Consider the following 25,965-nt stretch of genomic DNA (forward strand, 5'->3'; position numbering starts at 1 on the left):
GAAGGCTGACGGAGCGCGGCCGGGAGGAGAACAATGAACACAGTCTACGTGGTGGGTACCTGCGACACCAAGGGCGGCGAGCTACGCTATCTACGCGATCTGATCCGCGACGCCGGTTGCGACGTCGTTCTGGTCGATGTGTCGGTATCGGAGTTTCACAAGGAAGCCGCCGATGTCGACGTCCAGCCCTCGGAGGTGGCGGGCTTTCATCCGAACCGACCTAAGGCCGAGGAGCTCAAGGACCGGGGCAAAGCGGTCGCCACCATGTCTGAGGCGCTCGTCAAGTTCATCCGCTCCCGTCCGGACGTTGACGGCATCATCGGCGCGGGCGGAACCGGCGGCACTGCTCTCATTGCTCCTGCCATGCGAGCGCTGCCGATCGGCACGCCGAAAATGCTCGTCTCGACCGTCGCTTCGGGCAACGTCGCCCCCTATGTCGGACCGACCGATATTTCCATGATGTATTCGGTCACGGACGTATCGGGGCTGAACCGCATTTCGCGGGTGGTCCTCGCCAACGCCGCACATTCGATTGCCGGGATGGTGCTCAACAAGCCGACCGGTATCGCGGCCGATGAGCGGCCGGCGATCGGCCTGACCATGTTCGGCGTCACGACGCCCTGTGTCCAGGCGGTCACCCGGACGCTGGAGGCAGAGTTCGATTGCCTCGTCTTCCACGCCACCGGGACGGGGGGGCAGTCGATGGAGAAGCTCGCCGATTCCGGGCTGCTGGTCAGCGCTATCGATGTCTCCACCACCGAGGTTTGTGATTATCTAGTTGGAGGCGTTTTCCCTTGCACGGCCGATCGTTTCCGAGCCTTTGCGCGGACCAAACTGCCTTATGTCGGCTCCTGCGGCGCCCTCGACATGGTGAATTTCGGCGCCATGGACACGGTCCCGAGCCAGTTTCGCTCGCGCCGCCTGCACGTCCATAATCCCCAGGTCACCCTTATGCGCACGACCGCGGAGGAGTGCAACAGGATCGGCGAATGGATCGGCCAGCGCCTCAACCTTTGTGAGGGGCCAGTGCGCTTCCTGATCCCCGAACTCGGCGTTTCGGCAATCGATGCGCCGGGGCAGCCCTTCCACGATCCCGAAGCAGACAGCGCGCTCTTCACGGCGCTCGAGCGCACGCTCCGTCGTACCGACAAGCGGAAGCTGATCCGCGTTCCCCTTCACATCAACGATCCGCAATTTGCCGATCTCCTCGTCACTAACTTCAGAGAGGCCCTTCGTGAGCATTGATATTTTTGCCAAGCGTCCCACCCGATCGGAGCTGCTCGAGAATTTCCACAAGAAGATTCGCGCCGCCGAGCCGATCATCGGGGGCGGTGCCGGCACGGGCCTTTCCGCCAAGAGCGAGGAAGCCGGCGATATCGATCTCATCGTCATCTACAATTCCGGCCGCTATCGCATGGCCGGCCGCGGCTCTCTTGCCGGATTGCTCGCCTATGGCAACGCAAACCAGATCGTCGTCGAGATGGCGAGCGAGGTGTTGCCGGTTGTCAGACGCACCCCCGTGCTTGCAGGCGTCAACGGAACCGATCCGTTCGTCGTCATGCCGACCTTCCTGCGTGAACTGAAGGAGATCGGCTTTGCCGGCGTGCAGAACTTCCCGACCGTTGGTCTGATTGACGGCCTATTCAGACAGAACCTCGAAGAAACGGGCATGAGCTACGCCCAGGAAGTCGAGATGATCGCCGAGGCGCACAAGCTCGATCTGCTGACCACGCCTTACGTGTTCGGCCCGGAGGATGCAGTGGCAATGGCGAAGGCCGGCGCCGACATCCTCGTCTGCCATATGGGGCTGACAACGGGTGGCGCGATCGGTGCGCGGTCGGGCAAGTCGATGGAGGACTGCGTCACTCTGATCAATCAGTGCATTGGGGCGGCGAAAGAGATCCGCAACGACATTATCATCCTCTGCCATGGCGGTCCGATCGCCAATCCCGAGGATGCCCGCTTCATTCTCGACGCCTGCCCAGGATGCCACGGCTTCTATGGGGCGAGCAGCATGGAACGGTTGCCGACCGAGGAAGCGATCAAGTCGCAGACCCTCGCCTTCAAAGCGATTCGTCGCAAGAGCGCCTGACAGAAGAAGGGAGCGGGAAAATGTCCGTCTTCAGAAGCGGAGAACAGCCGCCAGGCTGGTGCGAACTCACATCATTTGAGTTCGTCGAGCTTTCCGAACAGCCGCTGCCAATTTCGATAACGGCTCAAAAGCAGCGCCTGCTCGTCACGCGCGGATCGTGCCGGCTGACCGGCGCAAGGGGAGCGCAGGTCTTCAGCGAAGGCCAGTTCGCCGATATGGATACGGCGAACGGCCCCTTCACCGCTGATTCAGGCGACGGCACAGCCCAGATCCTCGTTTTCTACGGCCGCTGGGGTAATGAACTGGGCGGATGCGGCGTGTTCAAGCTTGCTCCGGACACCCCCGTTCAGGTCAAAGGCGATCCGGTCAGCTATCCGAAGTCAACCAATTTCGATTCCCACTATCACGACTGTGACGAATATTGGGTGATCATCGAGGGGGCGGGTACCGTCGTTGTTGGCGCGCACAGTTTCAAGGTAGAGGTCGGTGATTGCGTCGCTATCGGCATGGGATACCATCACGATCTTCCTGAGGTTCGGGCCGACGTTAAGGGTGCGTATTTCGAGACGACGCTCGAAGGCAGGAAGCGTTTCGGTCACCTCTGGGAGCACACACACGGACCTGCTGATATTCGCCCCGAGCGGGTCTGATCGGTGTGCGGCAAGTCCTGCTCATCTAGAGGGAAATTTCATGACGTATAAGGTTCTCCATATTGGTGCCGGCGGCTTCGGAGAGCGCTGGTGCGACACGTTCCTGCCGCCGAATGTGGCTGACGGAACGATCGAGGTTGCCGGCCTCGTGGATATAGACGTCAAAGCGCTCGAAGCCGGCCGGAAGCATCTCCGCTTGAAGGCGGAACAGTGCTTCACCTCGGCCGCACAGGCCTTCCAGACAGTCGATGCCGACTTCTGCACCATCGTCATCCCGCCCGCTTTGCACGAGGCAATCGTCGACCTGGCGCTCGCCCGCGGCATGCATATCCTGTCCGAGAAGCCGATCGCCGACACTATTGAGGCGTCCGTCCGTATCGCGGAGAAGGTAAGAGCGGCGGGCTTAAAGATGGGCGTCACAATGAGCCACCGGTTTGATCAGGATAAATCGACGCTGAGAGCGCTCGTCGATGCGGACGCCATCGGCCGCGTCAATACGGTGTCATGTCGGTTCGCCGGCGACTTCCGCGTTTATGATTCCTGGGGGCGTTTTCGCCACGAGATGATGCATCCTATGCTGATCGAGGGTGCCGTGCATCACCTGGATATCATGGCCGATCTAGCCGGAGCGCCCTGCACGTCGATTTATGCCCGGACTTGGAAGCCAGAATGGGCAGATTACAAGGGCGACACAGACGCCATAGTATTGATGGACTTTGCCAACGGCGCTCGTGGTGTATATGAAGGATCGTCGGCACAAGCCACCGGCCTTAATGACTGGACATTCGAATATTTTCGGGTGGAGGGGGAAATCGGGGCGGCTATTCTCGACCACCGTGAGATCGAGGTATTCCACCGCTATCCTACGCGACTTCGACATACAAGCCGTCAAGGAAAAGGTCAGCAGGTGTCGCTGCTTCCTGGTCAGAAGTGGCAGAATTCACTTTTGATCGAGCAATTCTGCCAGTGGCTCGACGGCGGCCCTCCGATGGCAACCAATGTCTGGGACAACCTGCAGTCTGTTGCGCTCGTGTTCTCGGCCATCGAAAGCGCACGCGTGGGCCAGCCGGTGAAAGTACAGGAATTCCTCCAATCCTATTGGGAGGGGGCTTCGATCGGGCCTCAATAAACTGTAGATTGGCCTCACAATGGCTGAGCTTGTCGTTCACGCTTCGGAATCGCTAACTTCGTCGTCAACTCGCGCACTCGCACGAGCAGATATTGTCGCGACCCTTAAAGCTACCCTCGACAAGCCTAACACCACTCTCGTGGGCGCTGCAATCGGCACAGGATTGGCCGCCCAGGCTGCCTCGCGAGGCGGCGCCGACTTTATACTCGCACTGAACGCCGGCCGTTTGCGTAGCATGGGCGCTCCTTCAATCTTTTCCCTGCTTGCATTGCGAAGCAGCAATGACTTCGTCTTGGATTTCGCCCAATCAGAGATCCTGCCGTTCGCCAAAATACCGGTTTTCTTCGGAGCTTGTGCGTTCGATCCCCGCCGCCAGATAGAGTCTGAACTGGAAAGGATCGCGGATGCGGGCTTCGGCGGAATCGTTAACTTTCCCACGTCCATCTTCCTTAATGGACGCTTTCGCACCGACATCGAGCGCGCAGGGCTGGGATTCCAGCGTGAACTTGAAATGCTCCGTGCCGCCCAGAGAAGGAGCATGGCGACTCTCGCCTATGTTCGAACAGTGGCAGAGGCTCAGCAAGCCGCTGAGGCCGGTGTGGACGTCATCAACCTTAATCTCGGCTGGAACGTCGGAGGAACCGTCGGGGGCCGCACCGGGCTCAGCCTCACCCAGGCGGCCGAGTATGCCAAGATTGTCTTCCGTCGGATACGCAGCATCTCAGAAGAGACTCTTTGTGTTCTAGAGGGCGGACCCATCGTCAGTCCGGACCAAATGTATGAGGTATCGGCGGTATCCAAGGCAGACGGATACATCGGCGGCTCTACCATTGATCGGGTGCCTCTCGAAGCCTCGATGGAGCAGATTACGTCCGCCTTTAAATCCGTCGGCACATTACAAAAGCGAATTGATGAACTGGAGCGCCAACTCGAGCATGCGCAGCGCGAATATTCAATCGTCGGGCGGTCACCCTCTATTCAGCAAATCAAGCAACGCATCGAAAAGCTTGCCGCGTCGACGCTGCCGGTTCTGATTACCGGCGGCGCCGGAACAGGCAAAAAGCTCTTGGGTCGAGGGATTCATGAGGCGGCCAGACGCTCCGGGAGCAAGCTAATCAATGTCGGCCCTGTCGACGCAAGCGGTGTATCGCTTTTCGGCTCCGCCCAGATGGAGGGCGGTAAGAAGGCGCTTGGGCTGCTACAATACCATCCAAAGGCCACCTTACTGATCGAGAACGTCGAGTGCTTATGCATCGACGCCCAGGAACGGCTGGTTGAAGTGATTGAGACAGGCATTTATCGCCGTCTCGGAGATAACGACAGAGGGCGCTTCGAAGGCCGCCTGATCCTGACCTCGAAGCAAACACTATCCCAGCTGGGCTCAAGCGGGCTTTTGATACCTTCGCTAGCGTCGCGCCTGTCTCCTGGACACGTATTCATCCCCGATTTGCGTGATCGCCTCGAAGACCTGCCACTTCTTGCAGAACACTTCCTTCAGGAACTTAGAAAAGATCGTCGCAGCCGAAAGCTATCAGTTGACCACTCAGCCTACCGCATTCTTATGACATATGGATGGCCCGGAAACGTCCGTGAGCTGCGGTCTGTATTGGAGACTGCCGCCATGAATTGCGAGGGAGACTGGATCCAAGCAGCGTGTTTGCCTCCGGTGGATGCCTCATCCGAGCCTCAGCCGCACTCGGCGGACGAAAGGGAGTGGATTCTTGATGCTTTGCAGCGGCATCGTTTCCGCCGCGGGGAAGCTGCGCGCTACCTCGGGATATCGCGCAAGACCTTATACAACAAAATGCGGGTTTATGGTCTCCCATTGCAGCAACGGACGACCTCCTAAACTGGGCGATCAACTTCTTTCCTAAGGCAACCTTCATGAAAACGGCGGCTGCGCGTAATCTGCGTATTCCTGAAGCTGTCCGGTTCAGCGTTGGGAGTGCCCGCTCGAGGTCCCCACCGAGTTCAAGAGCAAGTCAAGCTGAACGTCACCGTCGCACGGGCCCGAGCAAACCCGATGGGGATTATATGTCGGTTACACGGCGCCTCTCAAGGAGCGTCTGACCCATTTCGTGCCTGTCGATCCGCATTTGCATTGTCCGATCGTTGACAAATGTCGGACAACGACAAAGCGGTGTTTGAGCCTTCATTTGTTTAGCGTGGTTTTCTAGTTGGCACGCCCCGTGCATCCTCGTTCGCAAACGCGTCTCGGAGCCAAGACTAAGAGGAAATGGGTCTCCTCGACAATCATAGCATGTAGGAAAGATGCGCCCGCGGCGAGTCCCCCGGCTGAGTACCAGAGACCCGGAGAACGGCTGCAGGATCTTAGTGAGGCGGTCGAGGAATACTGGCGCCGATCCCGCTGGCAGCGGCACCAAAGAAGTTGTGAGCCTTATGTCGTTTCGGTTAAACGGAGGGTTTATTGAGACCTGTCTATCTCGACAATAACGCGACGACACACGTCGACGTCGACGTTCTCCAGGCGATGCTGCCGTTCTTTACAGATCAGTTTGGCAACGCATCGTCGATGCATGACATTGGCACCGCTGCCGGCGTCGTGATGAAGGCGGCGCGTCGGCAGTTGCAAGCTCTGATCGGTGCGAAGTTCGACCATGAGATCATTTTCACTTCGGGCGGGACCGAAAGCGACAACACGGCGATCCTTTCCGGGCTCGATGTGATGCCCGACCGCACAGAGATCGTCACTTCCGCAGTCGAGCATCCAGCCGTGCTGTCGCTCTGCGCCCATCTTGAGAAGACACGCGGCGTCAAGGTTCACAGAATTCCAGTGGATCATCATGGCCGACTCAACCTTAACGCCTATGGCAAGACCCTTACCCCTCGCGTGGCAATTGTTTCGATCATGTGGGCAAACAACGAGACGGGTACGATATTCCCGGTGGCTAAGCTTGCCGAGATGGCGAAGAGAGTCGGTGCACTTTTCCATACGGACGCAGTGCAGGCCGTCGGCAGGCTTCCGATGGACCTGAAGGCGACCGCTATCGACATGCTGTCGCTCTCCAGTCACAAACTCCATGGACCAAAGGGTATCGGCGCACTGTATGTAAGGCGGGGTGTGCCTTTCTCCTCGCTAATTAAAGGAGGCCATCAGGAGCGCGACCGACGTGCTGGCACGGAGAATACGCCCGGAATCGTAGGTCTCGGCAAGGCGGCCGAACTCGCCTTAGGGTACATGGACGACGAAACCACACGGGTAAAGCTGCTCCGCGACCGGTTGGAGGAGGGACTTCTTGAGCGCATTCCCGAGGCCTTCGTCACCGGCGATCCGCTGGCGCGGTTGCCGAATACCGCAAACATTGCCTTCGACAGCATCGATGGCGAGGCCATACAGTCTCTCCTTAATCGTGACGGCATCGCCTGCTCTTCTGGCTCTGCCTGCACCTCCGGCTTCTTGGAGCGGAGTCATGTCCTGGAAGCCATGAGCATCCGGCGGGCTCGCGGGGCGGTGCGTTTCTCCTTTTCACGCTATAACTGCGAGGAGGATGTCGACCGGGTGTTTGAAGTGCTGCCGGGGATCGTGGAGAAACTGCGCGAACGTTTCCCAAAATCTTCAAAGCGCGCGAAATGCCGATGACTTCGGTGCCACCGCCTTGGGCGGTGCGCGACATGCTCAGCCCCCTCAAACTTCTTCGCCGAAGAAAGACAGGCTGCTGCCGACCAAACGTGGTCGGGACTTCCTGACAAGCCCAAAGCCTACTTTGATCTGATCGCGAGCGCGGCCTGAGACGATCGATGCGTGTCCGACATCGAAGGATGAGACCGAAGCCTGATTTCTAGGCCTTCCAAGGCATCACAAAGTGCTATCAACTGGTCGCGGCCAACACCCACAAGTGATGCCAACGGTTCGTCGGCGTCGAGATAGAGCCCGCGCATCCACCCCGAAAGGCTCAGACGATCTCGTTGGATTCGCATGGCGCCGCCGAACGCCTCACTGCTTTCTATCAGCCGATGGATTTCTTTCAGGCGTTGACGGTTCTCGGAAAGCTTTCCTGCACTAACCGTCTCGGCGCGTCTTAGCTCGTTCAATCTGACGAGGCTTGCGTCTACGCCTTCGATACTTGGTTGAGCGTCGATCGGCTTTGCTCGCACAATCGAGCGCAGCAAATCCACGATCTGCGGCCACTCCTCGGGAATTCGCTGACCGGCGGGCAGCAGGCCGTATTCAATTGCCTGCCGGAGCCAGGCGTGTGCTTCACGCTGCCACGTCGCAGTTGAAGATACGACGGCACGCAGTTCGGCTTCCCTGCGGCGTAAAATCCGGCCGAGACGGTCGAGTTCGAATCGGGCGAGCAGGATTTGTGACGTCACCGCGCCAAGCACGTAGGGGAATATTATTCGGAGTTTTTCGCGGTGCTCTGTTGTGTCCGCCTTGAAAAATGGGACATCCGGGTTCGCGACAATGTTCTGGGGTTGGAAAATGAAGGCCATCAGGTCGCGGAAACTGGGACGTTCCTTTCCGGCCGTCTCGGGGGAGGGATCAACTGCCAAGCCCGTCAGCCCGGCCAGACTGTTCATTTTTCCCTTTATCGCATCAACGTTGTGAGTCTTCGCTGAAATCCGGCGTGGGATTTCGATGACAGGCCCTTCTAGGATTGATCCCACTCGGCCATTCCCGGCCCAAAAATCAACCCACTCTCGGCCCAGAGAGTTTTGTCGGCGACGTACGCAGGTAGTCGCTACACCGCCCTGAACCTATCCCGCAACGAAGGACCTGAAGAGGGTCTTGAATTCATCGGCGTCCAGCACCGCGCGCCCTGAAATCTATAACGTCCAAATAAACAGGCTTTTTGGTTATTTGGAAGACGTTTGCCCGACCTACCAAAAATTGTATTAATCGCGGCCTACTCTCGTCGGCCATTTTTCTTGCCGTTGCCAATTTTGCGGTTGGGAACGGCTGTTGGGGAGCGGCTTCCAAGCGAGTGGTAGTAGGAACGGCGAAGGCGGAATGCAGATCCTATTTACCGACAAAATTCAGCGACCTTGTCCCGGCAGCGGTTGAAAATAAATGTGAAAAAACGGAGCGCCCATGTTACGTGATTTCATGCTTCCGGCCCGTGCGCGGACGTCGGTTTCTTTGAACGTTTTCCCTTCTAGCGCTGCCGGGAGCCGGGAGCGCTTCGGCAGTCGAAGAGAATATTGCCATGTCGCGCGACGCGTCGAAACGCGGAACCCCCACGCGGCTGTTCCGGCATAGCGGTGTAGTGGAGTGTGAAGTGGACGACCAGCAGGATTTGACCACGGAAAAGAGGGCGTTTCTCTCCCTGGCGATGATGAAGGGCGTAGGCTTTCACACGCTTTGGCAAATTGCAGAGTCGCAAAGATCGTTCCAGTCAGTTTTCAATTCTAGTGAGGAGGACTTGGTCCAACTGCTTAAATCGAGGGGCGCCCGCCTTCCGAACAGCTCGAAAGCCGATTGGAAAGAAATAATGAGCTCGCTCGCCAGATCCGTCGATCAACTCGAAGCTACTTTTCAGGCAAGCCAAATCCAGATCGTTCTTCGCTCAGACGAAAGCTACCCACGCACCCTGCTTCATCTCGACGATCCACCGCACTGGCTCTTCGTCCAAGGCAATACAGAAGTCCTTACCGCGCCATCGATTGCAATTGTCGGAACGCGTGATCCCTCTCCTGAAGGCTTGTGGCTCGCGGAATACGTCGGCTTGACTTTGAGGCATTGGGGTCGCCCTACGGTTAGCGGCCTTGCACTTGGGATCGATCAGGCCATCCACAACGCCAGCCTTGCTGCCAAGGTGCCCACAATAGCCGTTTTGGGAACGGGAATAACAGTGGATTATCCAAAAAACATTGGTCCAATTCGGAAGAAGATAGTTGATGCCGGCGGGGCTGTAATCACCGAGTATTTGCCTGGCGAAAGCTATAGCGCCATCAACTTTGTCCGCCGCAACAGATTGCAGGCTGCGCTGGCGAGAGCGCTCATCCCGGTACAATGGAAAGAACGTAGCGGCACGGCGCACACAGTTCGCTACGCAGCAGGCCTCGGACGGGCCATCGCGGGTCTGCGGTTGCCCACATGGGATCGTCGATCAATAAATCTTCCGGACGGGCGAGGCCCCCGACATGTCTTCACCGTGCCAGGGCAGGACGAAGCATTTCGCGCCTTTGTCGAGAAATCTTTAAGCGACGACCTTCTTTATCGACAGACAAGTTTTCTTTAGTGGGGCGCGTAAATGTACACCTTGAAAGGCGCAATCTTTTCCCTGCGCGACACCCTCGTCGTCGAGGGCAGCATCGACCCAACGCTGATGGGCGAAACCGTTAAGCTCCTGAAGTTCTTACTGGCCAGAAATGTCACGCCGGTGATCGTCAGCAATAGCAGTTGGATTGAGACTGCGTCTAAACGCGAGATACCCGATATTTTGAGTGAGATGGTCGGGCACAAGATCCCCTACTTTCGCGGTGGTCACGATATGCCGATGAAGCAGTTTGCCGGCGCCATGGAGCATGTCTTGCAGACTCAAAACTGGCAGCCGGAAGAGGCGATCTATATCGGTTCGACCAAGGAGGATATGATAGCAGCCAGAAACGGGAAGCTCATGTTCCTCAACGCCCGCTGGCATGCAAAGAACAGCGCTTATGGGTTCGAATTTGAGTCCCCGAAGGACATTGCTCGATTTGTCGATTGTTGCTGTCTGTCAATCGGTGACTGGTTTTGGGCAATCGAAAACGGTGACCTGAAGGTCTATTGCATAGCTCCGCTTGCAGAGTATTCAAAGTCCTACCCAACTGCCGGGGCTTATTCCACGGATGCGAAGCAGGCTGTCAAATTCAATAAAGGCGATGTGCGGTTCTGGGGCCGCTTGATGGGAGCGCGCCTCTATTTTTCCGGGTTGGGGAGAGTCATCAACTACGTGGCACCCTATCCGGGCCATCATTCCAATTCGACCCAAAAGGTTCTTTCAAATGCCCTTAAGATTGTGGCCGACACCTTGCGTGCGAGCTATTTGGTCGATCTTGTGGAACGCCATGCTCCAGCGCAAAAGTCTCAGACGGCCCGCCAGCAAGGCATAAGCCTGGACCACAAAAATCAGCTCTCCACAATCAAGCTTCGCCGTGACCCGTCGAAGACAGGACAACTCGGTGGTCGCTATAAAGCTAGCCCTCTTAAGCCTGGCAAGACCGTTTTGGTCGTTGACGACATTCTAACAGAGGGTTTTTCCCTCGAGGCGGCTCGGACTTTCATTAAAGCCACAGGAGCTGACGTCATCTGTGCGGCCTGGCTGAAAACACCAGGAGGGAATCATTACCGCGCCCTGGCTGGGGCCACCCCCGAACTGAAGGATCCCTACAAGCCCTATGCTGTTGCCGCGACGCAAGTAAATGTGATTCCAAATGGTGCACAAATTCGAAATCTTAAGGCACCAGAGGAGGTCGCGGACGCCTTCAAACGATATTCCACGTGGGAATGGCCGTAGGACCATGCGCGAGGCCGTGGGTGCAACGTCAACTATTCCAAATCCAAGTCCGCGAAAGGATTTTGCGGAACGCGGCGTGCGACGAATACGCCGATGATCGATGATTCGGGCCAGATTTCACCAATCATCTCCTTGCAGACTTTAAAACTACATCCAGTGGTCAGCACGTCATCGAGAAGTACGACTTGCTTCCTCCGATTGCCGACAAGACGAGTATCGATTGCCAACGACGCTCTCAACGCGTCACGGTCACGTCGATCTGTCTTTGTATGCCTGGCTTCTCGTTCAACCGCTGTGTAAAGGACTTCCCGCACATCAGCGCCGTGTCCCATCGCCAGTGCGACGCGATGCATGCGGTCATCATACTCCGCCGAGTCGCGCCGTTTCGATGGCGGAATTGGCACAAATATGGTGTTTTGCCAGCTGTTAGCATTGACGTTTTGGGCAATTGCGGCCCCGACATTGGCAATAGCGCGCTGCTTATATTGCCACTGCCCGGTATTTCTAACCGCCGGGCTCTTCTTTAGGTTGCCGATGATCTGATTTGTATAACTATGGGCGAACCCTGCCCGCGGCGTATAGGTGCCGAAATATGCACAGGTATCGCTATCATCAAGATAGAAGTGATCGGGGCGCTCGATATCGCCAACGACCCTAAGACGAGCTGACCAGCTCGCGTCTGATGTCGTCATATTCGCGTACTCTTATAGCGCCCTCGGCCTCAAAACGCTTCGGCCATGTGAGATCCGATCGCTCAAAGCAACTGTTCAAAATGAAGAGCTTTCGTTTTTGCTTAATGGCCTCTCTCGCCTGCACTAGTGTTCCCGATGTTTCACCAGCCTCGACAATAATGGTCGCCTCGGTAAGAGCTGACATCGTCTTGTTCCGTTCGGGAAAGAAGAAACGATTAACTCGAAAATTTTGCGCCTCGTATCGTTCAAGTGGAACCTGGCTGATCAACAGATGATCTCGCGCGATACGCTCCTGCAGGCTCGCGTTCGATTTTGGGTAGACATGATTTAACGGAGTACCGATAACCGCAATCGTCTCACCTTCCGCTGCGATTGCAGCGTTGTGAGCTTCGGTATCGATCCCTTCAGCAAGGCCTGATACAATAGTAAATTTATCTTGCACGAGCCTCTTCACGAGCTGTCGAACGCGGCTCAAGCCGTCGGCAGTAGGTTTTCTGGTGCCAACAACTGCCACGGATCGTGTGGCAATCAATTCCCACCGGCCTTGAAAATAAAGGAGCTCTACTGGGTGAGTGGCCTGCCGCAATCTCTCGGGATATTCGAGTTCTCCCCTGATTCGCACATCAAACCGCGTGCCGTCGGGACCGCGGAGCTTGTCGATGACCCGGCTCGCAACCAACCTTGCTTGTTCGGGCGGAATGAAATCAGACGGTCGCGCTTCAGGAGATTCTGCAAACTTTTCAGCGAGGGATTTGAAGCTTGCGTTTTGTTCAGTCCACAGGGCCTCGTATGCGCCGAGTTCCAGCGCAGCATCGATGGGGTCGAATAAAGGGCCCACCTCGTTCTTGACGTTCCAAAGAGTCGCTTGCTTCATTTCGCCCGTTCCTATCCTTTTTTTCAATGACATCGCAAGGATGCGTCAAGCTTAATTGGGCCGCTCCACGGTTTCTTAACATCTTATAATAGAACAAACAGTGAACATCAATATCGAACTCCAACTGGCGCATCGTTACCAATTTTCTAACACCCCAGGGCATATTGCGAAAAATGCCAAAGGTGGCGGGTAGCTCAGTTCGCGTATCCTCGACGGAGCATAGATCACCTTGCCATTGGGGATGAGCTCGGCGAACCCTGTTGTTTTACCAACTCACGTCATCCACACCAAACGCAAGTGGAAGCGAATTGAGAAGGATGGGGCGATGTCCACGGAACTGAAGAAACATTGCAAGACTTCGAGAGCCAGCTGGACGCGGCGCTCGATGCCCTGCCAAGCCTGTGTTGGGCAAGCACAAGCGCCCTTCGAATGGCGTCAGAGCTATATGAGATTGGGGCGATCAAGAACGGTATCGACAGCGTCGACCCTGTCGAGGCGGCCAAGGAGGCGCCGCTCCAGGCCAGGGTGAATGGCGCCGAGGAGCTGGCGCAATCGGGAGATACGGCGTATCTGGTCATCGGTGATCTCGCGTCGGCGCGTGACCTTCGGTTAAGCTAGTCGTCGCCACGTTCATAATGATGTGATCCGCGGTACCAAAAACCGACACCGCCCCAAACACCCAGCGAAACTAGTTCAAGCGGGTAGGGAGATTGAACTGCGTTGGACTAAGGTCCAACTTCTTTTCAAACGTTTTGAGGTCGGAAGGTTGCAGAACCATGGGCTTGCCCCCTGACACATCTCCCCCCTGAGGAAGCGCCTGACCTTGAACGTCTGAAAAACTAGGAACTTTATTCCCTGGCCAGACGTCTACTGCGTCGAGTTCGATCCGTTTTGGATCAAGGACGACGCCGAGGGAATTTGGATCGAGGCGATAGGCTGACGTTGCAAAAATCTCCCTGGTAGTGGCGGCGTTGGTTTCGATGCTCTCAATCGAGGCTGCGACCGTTCCGCTAGGCAAAATATCGAGCGTCGCCCCATCCGACGTCCTGAGATTTCGTGCGATCGCATTGAATTTTCCGACTGCGACAGCCAATGTTGCCGGATTTTCAAGGTCGACGCCCGGCTTGGGAACAGTCGCAGTGACTACATTGGGAACTGAAGTGCATAGGCTGCCGGTGGGGCCAGCGGTGCACTGCAGTTGGTTCACGACCTTTGTTTCCAAAGTCCAGTCTGGGCCGTAGGTCGCGACCGCCCAGTACATCGCCTTTGCTTTCCATTCGGGCACCCCATTGGCCCGCATGCCGTAGTAGAAGTTCCTATGCGTGTCGTGAGCTGTACGGGTTTGCCTGGCGCAAAAATAGTCATGGATGATGGAGGCCTTCAGGTAAGGCCCCTCGAATGGGCCGCCAATAATTGACCAGAAGGCCTGCGGGATAGACGCGCCATCGACTTTCTCACCGGCGGGGACGTCCCACCTAAGGCCGTTCGGATCATCGAAGCTGAAGTTGTTTGACAATTCAAATACCGGTCGTGGATCGGCATCGATGAACTGGCCTGAGGGTCCGCTCGAGAAACTGCCGAAAAACTCAGTTGCGTTGATTTCAATCACACTGCACGAGAGAAAAGCGGCGGCCAATACCACGCGTTTGAAGAAGCCTTCTCCATTACTGCTTTTCACGGAAACGTCACGTTGCATGTCTGAGATCCCAGTCCTAGCTCCATAAGGTCCAAGCATGTACTCCCGATAATTGCAAATCCTACTGATTTAATTCAAAGAGTACAGGGAGGTCGGCTCGCTTGCGCGACTTCAGTGATTTTGACGTCCCCGCGGCACCTCGACGCAATCCTCGACGATCGACGCGACATCCATTATCATCCGAAGAAGCGCGGCGGTTGCGTCGGTTCGTGCCGAAAATGCAGATGCTCGAACTTCTCCGCTTATTTCGAAGTTCGATATTCTTGATTTAATGACGACTATTTGTGTTCGAATATTTGATCCCCAGTCAAGAGCTTCAAGTTTTACCAAACGTTGATGAGAGCCTTTTCAGCCGCTAGGCAAGGGTAACTAGTCGATCGTGAAGAACTCGCTTTCAGGCAGGTTGTTGCGGCATCGGTCGGCTCTGGAACGTGAGGAAGAGTGCGGCGAACAGACACAAAAGTTGCCTGAACCATCGCAGCAGGAGGGAGAAGTTGTATCCGGCGGCGGCCAGAACGGCATTGACGGCATCCCCCTGTTCCCCAGAGAGATAATTCCGGTCCATTCTGTGTTCGCTCTCGACAACGCAGCTACGCCGCAACCCCAAAAACAGTCCTCAGGACGCCGTCCTGTTTGATCGCGAGCTTGAGGAGCTGCCACCGGAGTTGCGCGCGCGAGTGGATACTCAGGGTCGAGGCGGTGGTCTTCGCCGCCGCCGAGCCGGTCAGCCGCGAGGTTCTGGCGCGCGCGGTCGGCCAAAACTGCAGCATCGAGCTCTTGATCGACGACCTTCGGGATGAATTGCGCGATCGGCGTTACGATATCGTCGCAGTCGCCGGCGGCTGGCAGCATCGAAGCCGTTCGGCTTATGCCTCCGCAATCCGGGTGTCGCAGCACCGACGCGTTCGTCATCAGCCTCTCTGTTCGGAACACGAGGCTGCGGTCTTGGCGGCGATTGCCTATCTTCAGCCGGTGACGCGCGGTGACCTGTTCGACAAGGAGGTCAGCAGCGACACGATCGCCAGCCTGCGCGACGCCGGCTTGCTCGGCTCCGGCCGGCACAGCCCCACACCAGGCGCGTCCTACACCTATGTGACGACGAAGCATTTTCTATCCACATTCGGGATGGAGATGCTACGCGACCTTCCCGACCTCGAGCGGCTGGAGGACGCCGCGCTGCTTAGCACGCTCGATGAGGCTACCGGCCCGCCGGGAGCCATGTCGAGGAGGACGAGGAATCGTTGTCGATCGAATGAATGGTCTGGCTCGGACGCTTCGAGGAGAGATACGGTGGAACGTCATCGAAAAGCTCGTTGGCGCCCGAAGGGGCTATCGCACTGGTCAGTGGAAGTTCAGGCCGCAGCAGCGATCATTATTGTCATTTATCTTTAGCTTGCTCATCAGATGATGTCGCGGCTTTCTTCAGCTTCCGCAACCCCTGTCGGAAAAGAGATACGTAACGTCTTTGAAGTATATGAAAGCCCTTCGCCGACTTGATTTCCGGCACCACGCTTAGCAGCACGCGTGTCGCGTTCAGAAGGGCAAGCGCCATGACGGAGGCTGCATCCTCCATATCCTCGGTATCGACTTTAGGCTCGATCCGCAGTCGGTTGACGTTGTTGCGATCAAGCATCAGGTGACGGTCGATTGAGGTGAGCGAGACATGCAAGGTATCTGCGGAAAGCTCTCGATAAACGTGGGTGAGCCTCGGCAGGACGGAATCATGCTCCGAAAGCTGCAGTTTTTTGCTCTTCGCAGGGACTTTCTTGATGAAGTCGCTCAGCGTCTTGTCTGACTCCTTGGCCAGATTGGGGTTTTTCGCGCGGAACCGAATGGCGCGCGATCGCCTGCTCGCGTCATCATCTTCCTTAAGGCGCTTAAGGTAGGTCGGATCGCTCTCCGCCATTTCGAGATGTAAGGAGCACTCGATAACGCTCCGACACGTGCTGCGAAATGCAATGTCCCGCTTGGCGTCTGCTAGCAGCAGTCCCGTAATCAGTTCGCTGAGCAGTCGGGCATAAAGAGCTAAAACGACCGATTTTACGTCTGCATTATCGGAAAATTCGAGGGAGACCTTTGTTATCTGAAGATAATCCGTCGCCTCGGCGAAATCGGCAAACCATTTTCGCCATGTTGGCCGAATCGGCATTCACGCTCCTTGTTTCGGGCCTTGCAGGACTTCCGCGGACCGAAGTCACTCCCCAAGAAATTGCCGCGCACCGGACTTGTCGCCGGTCTGAAAGACGTCCGTTGTTATACAATGGCCTTCTGACGCGTACGCAACGATTCCGCCCAGTCCGTCAGAGTCTTGATATCGGTGAGAATCTCTGAGGGTGGCGGCGGCTCCTCGTTTCTGACACGCGACGCATCATGGGCCTCGATAATATCGCTACACTTCTTGAATGCCGCCCGGAAAGTTTCCGCATCGGCCTCCTCAAGCGCGGATACCTTCTTGAGATTCTTGGTGTCGATGTAATCCCGATGCCGGATTAACACGCCGGCAAACACGATCTCCTCAAGCGCCCGCTCCCATGTCGCCCGCAGGAAGCCATATAACCTCACGGCGGAGCTGCGATACCCTTCTTCGTCATTGGCATCGTAAAGAGCCTTTGCCGCCCGTTGATCTTTCTCAAGCCTATCCACTCTGGCTTTAACGCCCGCATGGTCCCACGGAAGGCCATCGCCCACTATACCCGTGCCGTCCGGACCCCGCGATAGATTTGCCAGCCGGGTCGGAATTGTCTGCCGATAGGCGCTGTCGTTCAGATCGTTCACAAAGACGAGATCGTGGGTAAATACAATGATTTGGCGCTCCTTCGCCTCTTCGACGAGCCTTTGTGCGACTTTCCTGCGCCAGCGGTGATCGAGCGACGTAACCGGGTCATCGAAGATGAGCGCAGACTTATGGGTTGCTGTTGCCAACTCGGTAAGAAAAGCTGCCAGCGCTACGCAAGTCTGTTCGCCTTCGCTAAGCACCAGGTGGACCTTCGTCTTGGCGTTCGCGAACAGCCGAATTTGGTAGTTCGGCGAGCCGTACTGGCCGCCCGAACGTACCACTTCGACACGGACCTTTTCTGCCGCAAGTCTGACAATCTCACTCTGAAAACGGTCGCGCATCCGCGGCGTGATGATGTCATCGGCAAGCTCATTACCGAGTTTCGTGATCGGAGTCGTGGATGTCTGCGCAAGGCATTTTGCGATGCGCTCCAGCTTGACGAGGCGGTCCACCTCCTTGGTGGCTATTTCATAAAGATCCGTCGCGGCAGCCCGGTCCTTGAGTTCGTCGTGCTCAGCCTGAAGGACCTTGCGGCCTTCGATATCGGCGGCAGCCTCCAGCTGGCCGGCATATGCGCGAACATCATTTTCAAGGGCGATCAGATCCGTTTCGGGAAGGGCAACCTGTGGCGACAAGACCATCGCGCCGTTGCTGGCCACATCCCTGAGACACTGAAGCCTGCGCATATCGGCCGACGCCATGAAACGCAGCACGGCGGCCGCGACGGCGGGATGCTGAATGGCAATGCGCCGGCGGATTTCGCCGATCAGCCGTATGTCGGGCCGGCGACCCCGGAACTCCTTGAGCGCGGTGTCGTAGTCCTTCTCTGCCGCGGTGGCCTGCTTTTCGGTATCGTCGCGTATGAAACGCTCGAAACCTCCCATGCGCGCGTCGGCCTCAGCCGTTAACGGCTGATGGCACAAGACGCAGTGCTCTCCTTCCACAGCCGGAAACTGCTGCTCAATGTGCTGGGAATAATGCCGCGATGCTTCCCAAAGCGATCGCCATGCCTCAGCGCCGACGCCGGGGAACGTGGCATCTTTAAATGCGATTGTCGCCGCGAGGGTTGCTGCCGAACGCTTGGCTCGTGCATCGTCCGCCAGGATTTTCAGTGCGGCTAGGGCTTCGTCAGAATAGGCATCAACCATTTTCTTCAGGTAGCGCAGGATCCTGCCAATGCCATCGGCAAACTGGCGCTGCTCGGCGGCCGCCTCCACAGGATTTTTTGCCAGGTCCTCCACAAGCTGCTGGAGGCGTGCTCTCTCCCCATCAGCCATGACGGCGAGGGGCGTCATGGCGTCCAGCTTCGTGCTGTGCTTCAGGCCGGACATGATGCGCCCGACGGCTGTGGTTGCCTGCCAGGTCGGCTTGTCGAAGACGGGATTTCGGAGGGCCTTGAGCTGGCCTTCTTCGGCCTGGAGCAACGCCTTGATCTTCGTGCAGACGGCGGCAAGGTCGTCGGGAATGTCGAGACCGAAGGGTCGAAAGGCAACTTCGTTCTTGTCCTGGATATGGACTGCCCCACATTCACGGTCAAACACGCTCACTGCGGAAAGCACCGGGTCAGGATTTGCATTGTCCTCCCACGAAAGGGCCGGCTGCGCCACCCCCTCGCGCGCGATCGTGAAGGTGGCGGTGGCCTTCCCGCCAAAGGTAAGGGAAAACGCGTCCGGCATGATTTCGCCGGCTTTGCGAGCCCGGCAAGCGCGCTTGAGAACGCGGCCGTATCCAGATTTGCCGGCTCCGTTCGGTCCGTAGATGATTGTCAAACCCCGCTGCTCGAACGGAAGGGTTTGCTTGGGCGCCAACTGATTGACCCCCACGATATCGCCGAGGGAAACGAGCGTGATGGCCGCACCATTCCCGGGGTTGGCGGGCAAATGTTGGGCTTCGAGCGCCGAGGCGGCCAGCAGAACACCTGGCTCGCCGTGCTCCTTCTTACATAGAGCGAGGACCTCGCCAAGCGAAGCCGGGTCCAGCGTTCCTCCGGTCACGATGCGGCGAAGAGCGTCCCGCTGCCACATCGGCCGGCTCTGCGACCAGTCCAGTATCGTTTGCAGCACGGATTTCGGCGAGACAGGCTGGTGCATGATTAGAGCTTTACTAAGAGATTCTCAGACAATAGAAATGCATGCAACCTATCCTAGCGCATGGAATATACAATCGAGGTTCCGGAAGAACTCGAAGTTATCAACAAAGCCAGGCCACGACGGAGAGGTCCGGTTCGTTTACCGCAGCAGCGCCCCCTGCTAAGGATTGAAGGGTCGGCCTAGATTGCGTATTTTAGGCGTATTAAGCGCGAAATTGCGCATTGCAACACCAATGCGCCCAGCAAATCGGTTGACGAATGCGCCGTCCCTCACTATGTTAATGTCAACAACTAACCCAGCATCCTGAGAGACATGGGCTCCGGGGCGGTTGGGGGAAAAAGCCGGCGCAAGCCGGTTTTTTTATGTCTTGGGGGCAGGAGTGGCAGCGTAAGAACGCGCGTCTATATCGACGGATACAACCTTTACTACGGTTGCTTGCGAAAGACCGCCTTTAAGCGGATTGGCGTGCTAACGCTGTTTGAGACGCATATCCTGCCCACAATCCTCTATCGGCCGGCAACGGACACCGCCCCGGCGAAAATGATCCTGCATCCAGATTGTGCGATCATATTTCACGGCAAAGATCATCGACAGCGCCGCAAAGGGCGAGGACTCCGTATCCTCGCAGGCTCAATACCACAATGCGCTAACGGCGCATTGTGGTGGTCGCCTGTCCTTTGTGATGGGCAATAGCTCGCTCTGCAAGGCCAATCAACATATCGTTCCAGCCGACGATCCGAAATGCTGGCCGCGTGACTGCGACAAGATCCAGGTATGGAAGCTCGAGGAGAAGCAGTCGGATGTGTATTTGGCGCTTCACCTCTACGACGACCTGAACGGGGAGGTTGATCAGGTGGTACTCGTCACCAACGACACCGATTTAGCGCCGACGCTGGAAATGCTTAAGGTTCGTTGCCCACACATCGTCCGCGGCCTGGTGATACCGACGCGCAAGGTCGGGGCGGGCGGTGACCTTGAACGCGAAGCAAACGTCTCGCTCGCACAACTCGCTCATGGGTCAGGCGGCATATCTCGGAGGATGAGCTGCGCGCCTCACAATTGCCATATGTCGTTCCTGGCCGCCGCCGCGCCAGCATCAAGCCACACTCATGGTATGCGAAACCGCATCACCTTGCGAAGGTGCTGGAAATGGCGGAAAGCGACCATCTCGGCGGTCGTCGCCCTATCGATATGATCGAGACGGATGAGGGCGCGGCAGAGGGTCTTTAACTACATAGAGGCATATATCCACGACAGGCTGAAAAAGACCGGCGACCAAACTGATTTGTCCTCGAATCCTGAACCAGACGGGCGGGAAGGGAGTGCGAGGGGTGGGGCTTTGGGGCACCCCTCGAAGCTGTCGCGCGCCGCTCGCATGCGGCAAGGGACAGCCACCAGGCACGCGGTGGCGAGGAGGGGAGGGCGAGGCGCCGCTGCTTCCGGGGGCGCCTTTCCCTTGGCACGTTTCACGCCTTCAGCGCTGCCATCCTCTCGCCGAGAAGCCACAAGGCCTTGTTCAGCTTGATATCCTGATCAATGCCGTTGACGGCGCGTGACCTCATACGGCGCGGTCTGCCGAGGTTATCACGGCCGACACCACGTAAGCCGCCTTTCAGGGAATTTTCCTGCACGACGTTCCAAGTTGTCCAGAGATCGTCGGAGCGGTCATCATGGCGGCGGGGAACGAGCAACTGCTCGGCCTTGATCGGCGTCTTCGTTTCGCCGTCAGTGTCACCAAACCGAAGCACATGGGCAGCATCCGCAAGAATGTTGGCTTCCTCGCGATTGAGGCGAATGGTCGACCAGTCCTGCGGCGCGGCAAGGGTGCGTTCGGCCTCGCCAAGAACCCGGTAGGTGCCCTCGATCACCTTGTGTTGAACATCGCCGGAATGCCGAACCTTGATGGCGTCGATGGTGCCGGTCTGCGTCACCAAGGAATTGAGGCAGCGGACACGAAAGAGGCCGGCCATCAATTCGTAAGCCGACGTACCATCGTTTGCATTCTTGAGCAGGATCTCGCACACGGTGTCGCCGACATGATAGACCTTGCCGTCATCGACGCGGCGCAGACGAATGAGATGCTTGGTAAAGTCGGCCTTGCCCTCGGTACGGCTGCGCGACTGCTTGGCGCCGACCGGCATGAAACCTTCCCGCATCAGGCCGCGCAGCACCTCGATGGTCGGGATCGGCTTGAAGCGTTCCGACCGGCTCTCATGGGCGGTCACGGCAAAGATCGACGGCGCGAAACGGCGCATTTCGGTTTCGGTGAGCGCGCGGCCGGTATCGAAGCGGGCGGTCTCGGTGTAGATGCTCATAGCTCTGTCTCCTGATTTCCCGGTTCCCGAGGGAAAAGCCCCTTCGGGCGAAGCCTCCCCGATCTGTCCGGGGGAATGGCCTCTGACATTCCCCCGGACAGAGGGGGGAGGGCGAAAGCCCGCCCCACGGCGGCAAACGGGACTGTCAAGCGGCGTGGCGCGGAAGGCGGGGCATCTTCACGGGTTCGCCTCCGGCGGACTGGCGCGGAAGATCAACCGGCTTCACGGGCCACTTGACCGGCCTGGACGACGATGTCATGGGGCGGAAACGAACATGTGGCCCGCAGGGCCTCGATACCGATGCTTAAAGCATCGCCGGATAAGCGATCGTTACCGGGAACGGCGGAGACGGCCGCAGGCTGGCTCCGTTCCAATGGCAGAGAGCGCGGCCGTCTGGAACGGCGGTGGCCCACCTTTGGTCCTTCGGCGCTCAAGCGCCCTTCTTGGCAACCAGATTGAACAGCTGAGCAATGATATCGGTGGCATAGACCTGTTCACCGTCTCGCTCAAAGCTGGAGTTGGCTATCCGGGACTCGATATAGACGAGATCGCCAGGCCTGACATTTTCCTGGATCCACTCGGCCTGCTTCTTGTCGAGGACGGTCCCCTGCACCCAATCGGTCGCAGTTTTCTTCTCCCCATCGGCCTGCCACTCGCGGTTCGCGGTGACGCTGACTTTCAGCACGTTCTTCAGCTGCGCGACGACGCCGCGCACAGCAAAACTTCGCACCCCCAATCACCCGCCGCTACGGGCGCAACAAATATAGTGGCCGACAGGAAGGTTCCGACGACGACGCGGATCCGCTTGATTTTTCCAGACATGGACACCTCTTTGGACGATCGAGACTGGATCATCGATTCTGCGCGCTATGGTATCGCAGCCCTATCGCATCTATGTCGAACGAACCGACGCCACGAAGAACATGGCGCGCTTCTTCGCGATGGAGATTTCGAGCACTCTGTTCGGCGAAACCTGCCTGACCAGGACCTGGGGCAGAATTGGTCGCCGCGGTCACAGCAAGGCGCATCACTTCGACCATGAAGCAGACGCTGTCGAACTCTTCCTCGAACTGACGCGGCAAAAGAGACAACGCGGATATTGTCCGAGGCAGCGTGCTTAACGACAAAAGTTTCCCCGCCCGTGTAATGTCGCAAATAGCCGGTGTCGTCATTCAAGAACCAGAAGCGCTCGCATGCAAACTACCGGTTCAAGCGCTTGTAAGGCATTCGGTTGCCAGCAGCTATTTAGCCGGTCATGCGATAGACGTCGGCGTTATCCTGACGATCGCGCAGCCCCTTGTAAGCCGCATGCCGTAGCCGATTGTCGTTCGTCCACGCCCGATATTCGATTTCTGCGATCAGCGTCGGTTGGACCCAGACCGCCTTCCTCTTGCCATCATAGGGCAGGGGCGGCTGTTTACGCTTCCAGGGAAGCTTGTCCATCAGCTTGCGCAGCTGAAGCACTTCACGCTCCTTAAAACCGGTTCCGACGGAACCGACATAGGCGAGCTCGCTTCCGCGATATGCGGCGAGCAGCAGCGATCTAAATCCTATGGCCGGGTTCGGCGACGGCTCATAGCCGATGATCATGAAGGCCTCGGATTGGACGCATTTGAGTTTGACCCAGTCGCCGAAGCGGTCAGATCGATAGAGGCTGTAACCTTTCTTGCCGACGATGCCTTCGAGCCCGTGACGGCGGGCTTCCTCAAGGAGGGCTGCCGGATCGGCGTAGAACTCTTCGGAGATTCGAATCGCACCCTCCTGTCTATCGAGGACGTCCTCGAGGAGGTGACGTCTCGAGCGATATTCGACGCCGCGCAGGTCGTGGCCATCAAGATAGAGGAGATCAAAGGCATAAAGGACCGCCGGCGAGGCGAGAGCCCCGGGCGTGTTGCCGCTCGCGCCGAGAGACTGCTGCAGCAACCCGAAATCCGAGCGGCCGTGCTCGTCGAGGATCACGGCTTCGCCATCGATGATCATGGTGGCCGGGCCAAGCGCACGAGCAGCTTTCGCGATAACAGGAAAGCGATCGGTCCAGTCAAATCCGCCACGCGTGAGGATGCGCACGCCGCCTTGCTCGATGTGAACATGGAGGCGATACCCGTCCCATTTGACTTCCCAGCCCCAATCGTCGCCGACGGGCGGCTTCGTCAGCAATTTTGCAAGGGCCGGTTCGATACGATCCGGCATGGGATCGAACAGGAGCTGCGGCTGCGCCGGGTTGCGTTTCCGGATCGGTCGGCTTTGGATGGGGGCGCCGTCATCACGTAACAGCGGCTTGGTGGTCTTGCGCGGTCGCCTGGTCATGACGGCATTCTATCAGGAAATATTAAAATCCATTTTACTGAATGTAGAAGGCTAGCGGTGGTCTAGAAACGTGGGGCGGCGTCATGCCGGCACTTCTCCGTCTTTGCTACCGATTGGGGTGGCGGTAAAGGTGTTGTGCGTCACGGAAACTGGGGCGGCCTCATCGCGCCGCTTCACAATCAGTTCGAATCGGCGACATCTTGCTCGAACCTCGGACGAGACATTGCAGGGCTGAATGAGCACCAACGAAAATAGTAGACCAAGAGAAGCGACCAAGCACACTGGTGTTATCGGAACGGTCGTGCAAATGTGGGAAAAACTCGCCTGGGATATCGACGTGTTCGAGGATATCCAAAGGAGCTATCCGAACGAGAAGCAGCCACTTGCCTATGCGGCAATCAACATCTGCATCGCCGCCGAGAGCCTCCGCGACTGGATGACCGAAGCCATCCGATCGCGTTCGTTAACCGGGGGCAAGCCCTCCAAGGATACCATCCGAGATCAACTTGCCATGCAGATTCCTCAACTCAACATGTGCACGGCGATCGCGAACACGGCGAAGCACCACAATTTCAAAGAGGGAAGGTGGGTCGGCGGGCGGGTCGAGCTTGGTTGGGAAGAGGGAGACGAAGACATTCCTTCCGGCTTTGCGCTCTACCACGTCGATAACGACGGACAGAGCATGACGCTGGCTTTCACCTCTTTCCAGGCGCTCAAAGAGGCCTGGTGGAATGCGATGGTTGCCGAAGGACTTGCAGCGGGCCGAATGCCCACCCCGGAGTAGATGCAAAACAAGTTGGCAAGGATTTTCCGGCCAATCGTAGAGAAGCTTCCCCCGTTGACGCTTCGACCCTTGCCGCCAACCTACCCTCCTGCCGAACCTGTCCAAGAGCAAGACGTGGCGGAATACGGGTTAGCCACAATGATGAAGTTGCAGTTGGCCTGGCCTAAATGTGAGCCATAACGCCCCCCCGGACCGGCGTTGCTCCCATGCCGGCGACGCCGTTTAACCTGTCATATGAGAAGATTGCTGGCGATATCACATTATGTATAGTGCAATCATTGATATCAATGTCGAAAGGAAGTCATCATGGCGAGCGTGACCATTAGGAACCTGCCGGATGAGGTGCACCGCGCGCTTCGCGTGAGAGCAGCGATGCATGGCCGCAGCACCGAGGCCGAGATCCGCGACATCCTCGAAACGATTGTCCGTCCGCCGGAGCGCGTCAAACTCGGTTCTTTATTGGCGTCTATTGCCCGTGACGCAGGAGGGCTGACCGATGCTGAAGCGGAGCATTTCAACCAGCTGCGTGACAAAACACCGGCTGAACCGATGAGCTTCGAATGATCGTCATCGATACCAACGTCGTTTCCGAACTGTGGAAGGCCGAGCCCGACCGCAATGTGATGACCTGGATCGATGCGCAGATGATCGAAACGCTGTATTTGTCCGCAATTACGGTGGCCGAACTGCGTTTCGGCTTGGCGGCCATGCCAGCAGGCAAGCGACGCACGATCTATCTGAATCGCTTGGAAGGAGAGGTATTGCCGGCCTTAGCGGGGCGCATACTCCCCTTCGACTTGGATGCGTCACGAACTTATGCCGATCTGATGGCGCAAGCCAAGAGGGCAGGCAAAGCCATCAGCAATGCGGATGGCTATATCGCCGCAACGGCGTTGGCACGTGGGTTCATGGTCGCTACGCTCGGTACAAGCCCGTTCGCGGCCGCTGGGCTAGATATCATCAACCCCTGGGAGGCGTTATGATGGCACGGATTTTCAGGTCCTCCTGTTATGTTATAACATGCATATGTGGCGGCCAGGTTGGAATTTCCACTGTTGCGCAAAGTAGATGGGGTGGTTGCCGCCCTCGTGTTTGGACAG

At 57.5% G+C, this 25,965-nt stretch carries 24 protein-coding genes and 1 pseudogene; 15 read left to right on the plus strand and 10 right to left on the minus strand.

What is annotated here, in order from left to right:
* Window positions 1-33: 33 nt before the first annotated feature.
* From BN77_RS31070 to nifS, 6 genes are all read left to right on the plus strand, one after another.
* Entirely contained in the window at window positions 34-1,245 is a 1,212-nt protein-coding gene (locus tag BN77_RS31070) for a Tm-1-like ATP-binding domain-containing protein (RefSeq protein WP_007539814.1), read from the plus strand.
* Window positions 1,235-2,092, plus strand: coding sequence for a phosphoenolpyruvate hydrolase family protein (locus tag BN77_RS31075; protein ID WP_007539815.1), 858 nt, complete (start codon window positions 1,235-1,237; stop codon window positions 2,090-2,092). Before BN77_RS31070 ends, BN77_RS31075 begins: the two co-directional genes overlap by 11 nt.
* A gap of 20 nt (window positions 2,093-2,112) precedes the next feature.
* Window positions 2,113-2,742, plus strand: coding sequence for a cupin domain-containing protein (locus tag BN77_RS31080; protein ID WP_007539817.1), 630 nt, complete (start codon window positions 2,113-2,115; stop codon window positions 2,740-2,742).
* 40 nt (window positions 2,743-2,782) lie between these two features.
* On the plus strand, window positions 2,783-3,871 hold the full coding sequence (locus BN77_RS31085) for a Gfo/Idh/MocA family protein (protein ID WP_007539819.1): 1,089 nt from the start codon (window positions 2,783-2,785) through the stop codon (window positions 3,869-3,871).
* 19 nt (window positions 3,872-3,890) lie between these two features.
* Complete coding sequence (locus tag BN77_RS31090; RefSeq protein ID WP_007539821.1) at window positions 3,891-5,720, plus strand: sigma-54-dependent Fis family transcriptional regulator; 1,830 nt, start codon at window positions 3,891-3,893, stop codon at window positions 5,718-5,720.
* A gap of 579 nt (window positions 5,721-6,299) precedes the next feature.
* The gene (gene nifS, locus BN77_RS31095; protein ID WP_007539823.1) at window positions 6,300-7,472 is read left to right on the plus strand and encodes a cysteine desulfurase NifS; all 1,173 of its coding nucleotides are present in this window, start codon (window positions 6,300-6,302) and stop codon (window positions 7,470-7,472) included.
* 119 nt (window positions 7,473-7,591) lie between these two features.
* On the opposite strand, the gene BN77_RS31100 is transcribed toward nifS, so the two are convergent.
* Entirely contained in the window at window positions 7,592-8,413 is an 822-nt protein-coding gene (locus tag BN77_RS31100) for a hypothetical protein (protein ID WP_007539825.1), read from the minus strand.
* A 626-nt stretch (window positions 8,414-9,039) separates the two neighbouring features.
* On the opposite strand from BN77_RS31100, the gene BN77_RS31105 reads away from it, so the two are divergent.
* Window positions 9,040-10,074, plus strand: coding sequence for a DNA-processing protein DprA (locus tag BN77_RS31105; protein ID WP_007539827.1), 1,035 nt, complete (start codon window positions 9,040-9,042; stop codon window positions 10,072-10,074).
* A gap of 12 nt (window positions 10,075-10,086) precedes the next feature.
* Entirely contained in the window at window positions 10,087-11,331 is a 1,245-nt protein-coding gene (locus tag BN77_RS31110) for a phosphoribosyltransferase family protein (RefSeq protein ID WP_007539828.1), read from the plus strand.
* Between the two features lie 32 nt (window positions 11,332-11,363).
* Here the strand turns inward: BN77_RS31110 and BN77_RS31115 are convergent, their stop codons facing one another.
* Window positions 11,364-12,023, minus strand: a complete 660-nt coding sequence (locus tag BN77_RS31115) for a hypothetical protein (RefSeq protein ID WP_007539830.1) — start codon at window positions 12,021-12,023, stop codon at window positions 11,364-11,366.
* Window positions 11,986-12,897 (minus strand): DNA-processing protein DprA, encoded by a 912-nt coding sequence (locus tag BN77_RS31120; RefSeq protein ID WP_007539832.1) that lies wholly within the window; start codon window positions 12,895-12,897, stop codon window positions 11,986-11,988. Before BN77_RS31120 ends, BN77_RS31115 begins: the two co-directional genes overlap by 38 nt.
* A 429-nt stretch (window positions 12,898-13,326) precedes the next feature.
* Here BN77_RS31120 and BN77_RS33970 point away from each other — a divergent pair, with 429 nt between their 5' ends.
* Window positions 13,327-13,515, plus strand: a complete 189-nt coding sequence (locus BN77_RS33970) for a hypothetical protein (RefSeq protein WP_157224566.1) — start codon at window positions 13,327-13,329, stop codon at window positions 13,513-13,515.
* Window positions 13,516-13,585: 70 nt separating this feature from the next.
* Here BN77_RS33970 and BN77_RS31130 read toward each other — a convergent pair whose 3' ends face one another.
* Both BN77_RS31130 and BN77_RS31135 read right to left on the minus strand, forming a co-directional pair.
* A complete protein-coding gene (locus tag BN77_RS31130) occupies window positions 13,586-14,593 on the minus strand; it encodes a DUF1353 domain-containing protein (protein WP_007539835.1) in 1,008 nt (335 codons plus the stop codon).
* Window positions 14,594-14,987: 394 nt separating this feature from the next.
* Window positions 14,988-15,173: pseudogene (locus tag BN77_RS31135) on the minus strand (IS5/IS1182 family transposase); the annotation flags it as partial.
* 119 nt (window positions 15,174-15,292) lie between these two features.
* Here BN77_RS31135 and scpB point away from each other — a divergent pair.
* On the plus strand, window positions 15,293-15,985 hold the full coding sequence (scpB, locus tag BN77_RS31140; protein ID WP_007539839.1) for an SMC-Scp complex subunit ScpB: 693 nt from the start codon (window positions 15,293-15,295) through the stop codon (window positions 15,983-15,985).
* Here the strand turns inward: scpB and BN77_RS31145 are convergent.
* A complete protein-coding gene (locus tag BN77_RS31145) occupies window positions 15,972-16,742 on the minus strand; it encodes a DUF5677 domain-containing protein (RefSeq protein WP_007539841.1) in 771 nt (256 codons plus the stop codon). The two genes, scpB and BN77_RS31145, sit on opposite strands and share 14 nt — an antisense overlap.
* Before the next feature lie 104 nt (window positions 16,743-16,846).
* The gene (locus tag BN77_RS31150) at window positions 16,847-19,459 is read right to left on the minus strand and encodes an AAA family ATPase (RefSeq protein ID WP_007539843.1); all 2,613 of its coding nucleotides are present in this window, start codon (window positions 19,457-19,459) and stop codon (window positions 16,847-16,849) included.
* Window positions 19,460-20,018: 559 nt separating this feature from the next.
* Here BN77_RS31150 and BN77_RS35475 point away from each other — a divergent pair.
* Window positions 20,019-20,654, plus strand: a complete 636-nt coding sequence (locus BN77_RS35475; RefSeq protein WP_244426299.1) for an NYN domain-containing protein — start codon at window positions 20,019-20,021, stop codon at window positions 20,652-20,654.
* 271 nt (window positions 20,655-20,925) lie between these two features.
* On the opposite strand, the gene BN77_RS31160 is transcribed toward BN77_RS35475, so the two are convergent.
* Window positions 20,926-21,774 (minus strand): DUF932 domain-containing protein, encoded by an 849-nt coding sequence (locus tag BN77_RS31160; protein ID WP_007539845.1) that lies wholly within the window; start codon window positions 21,772-21,774, stop codon window positions 20,926-20,928.
* Window positions 21,775-22,204: 430 nt separating this feature from the next.
* Window positions 22,205-22,504, minus strand: coding sequence for a single-stranded DNA-binding protein (locus BN77_RS31165; RefSeq protein WP_040679124.1), 300 nt, complete (start codon window positions 22,502-22,504; stop codon window positions 22,205-22,207).
* 139 nt (window positions 22,505-22,643) lie between these two features.
* Here BN77_RS31165 and BN77_RS31170 point away from each other — a divergent pair, with 139 nt between their 5' ends.
* Entirely contained in the window at window positions 22,644-22,895 is a 252-nt protein-coding gene (locus BN77_RS31170) for a WGR domain-containing protein (protein ID WP_007539849.1), read from the plus strand.
* Between the two features lie 124 nt (window positions 22,896-23,019).
* On the opposite strand, the gene ligD is transcribed toward BN77_RS31170, so the two are convergent.
* Window positions 23,020-24,081: a non-homologous end-joining DNA ligase gene (ligD, locus tag BN77_RS31175; RefSeq protein ID WP_007539851.1), complete on the minus strand. Its 1,062-nt coding sequence runs from the start codon at window positions 24,079-24,081 to the stop codon at window positions 23,020-23,022.
* 235 nt (window positions 24,082-24,316) lie between these two features.
* Between ligD and BN77_RS31180 the strand changes: the two genes are divergently transcribed.
* From BN77_RS31180 to BN77_RS31195, 3 genes are all read left to right on the plus strand, one after another.
* Window positions 24,317-24,865, plus strand: coding sequence for a hypothetical protein (locus BN77_RS31180; protein WP_007539853.1), 549 nt, complete (start codon window positions 24,317-24,319; stop codon window positions 24,863-24,865).
* A 306-nt stretch (window positions 24,866-25,171) separates the two neighbouring features.
* Window positions 25,172-25,429: a FitA-like ribbon-helix-helix domain-containing protein gene (locus tag BN77_RS31190; RefSeq protein ID WP_007539855.1), complete on the plus strand. Its 258-nt coding sequence runs from the start codon at window positions 25,172-25,174 to the stop codon at window positions 25,427-25,429.
* Window positions 25,426-25,848 (plus strand): type II toxin-antitoxin system VapC family toxin, encoded by a 423-nt coding sequence (locus BN77_RS31195; RefSeq protein WP_007539857.1) that lies wholly within the window; start codon window positions 25,426-25,428, stop codon window positions 25,846-25,848. Before BN77_RS31190 ends, BN77_RS31195 begins: the two co-directional genes overlap by 4 nt.
* Window positions 25,849-25,965: the final 117 nt, after the last annotated feature.

Source organism: Rhizobium mesoamericanum STM3625, from assembly GCF_000312665.1.
In the GTDB taxonomy this organism is placed as follows: Bacteria; Pseudomonadota; Alphaproteobacteria; order Rhizobiales; family Rhizobiaceae; genus Rhizobium; species Rhizobium mesoamericanum.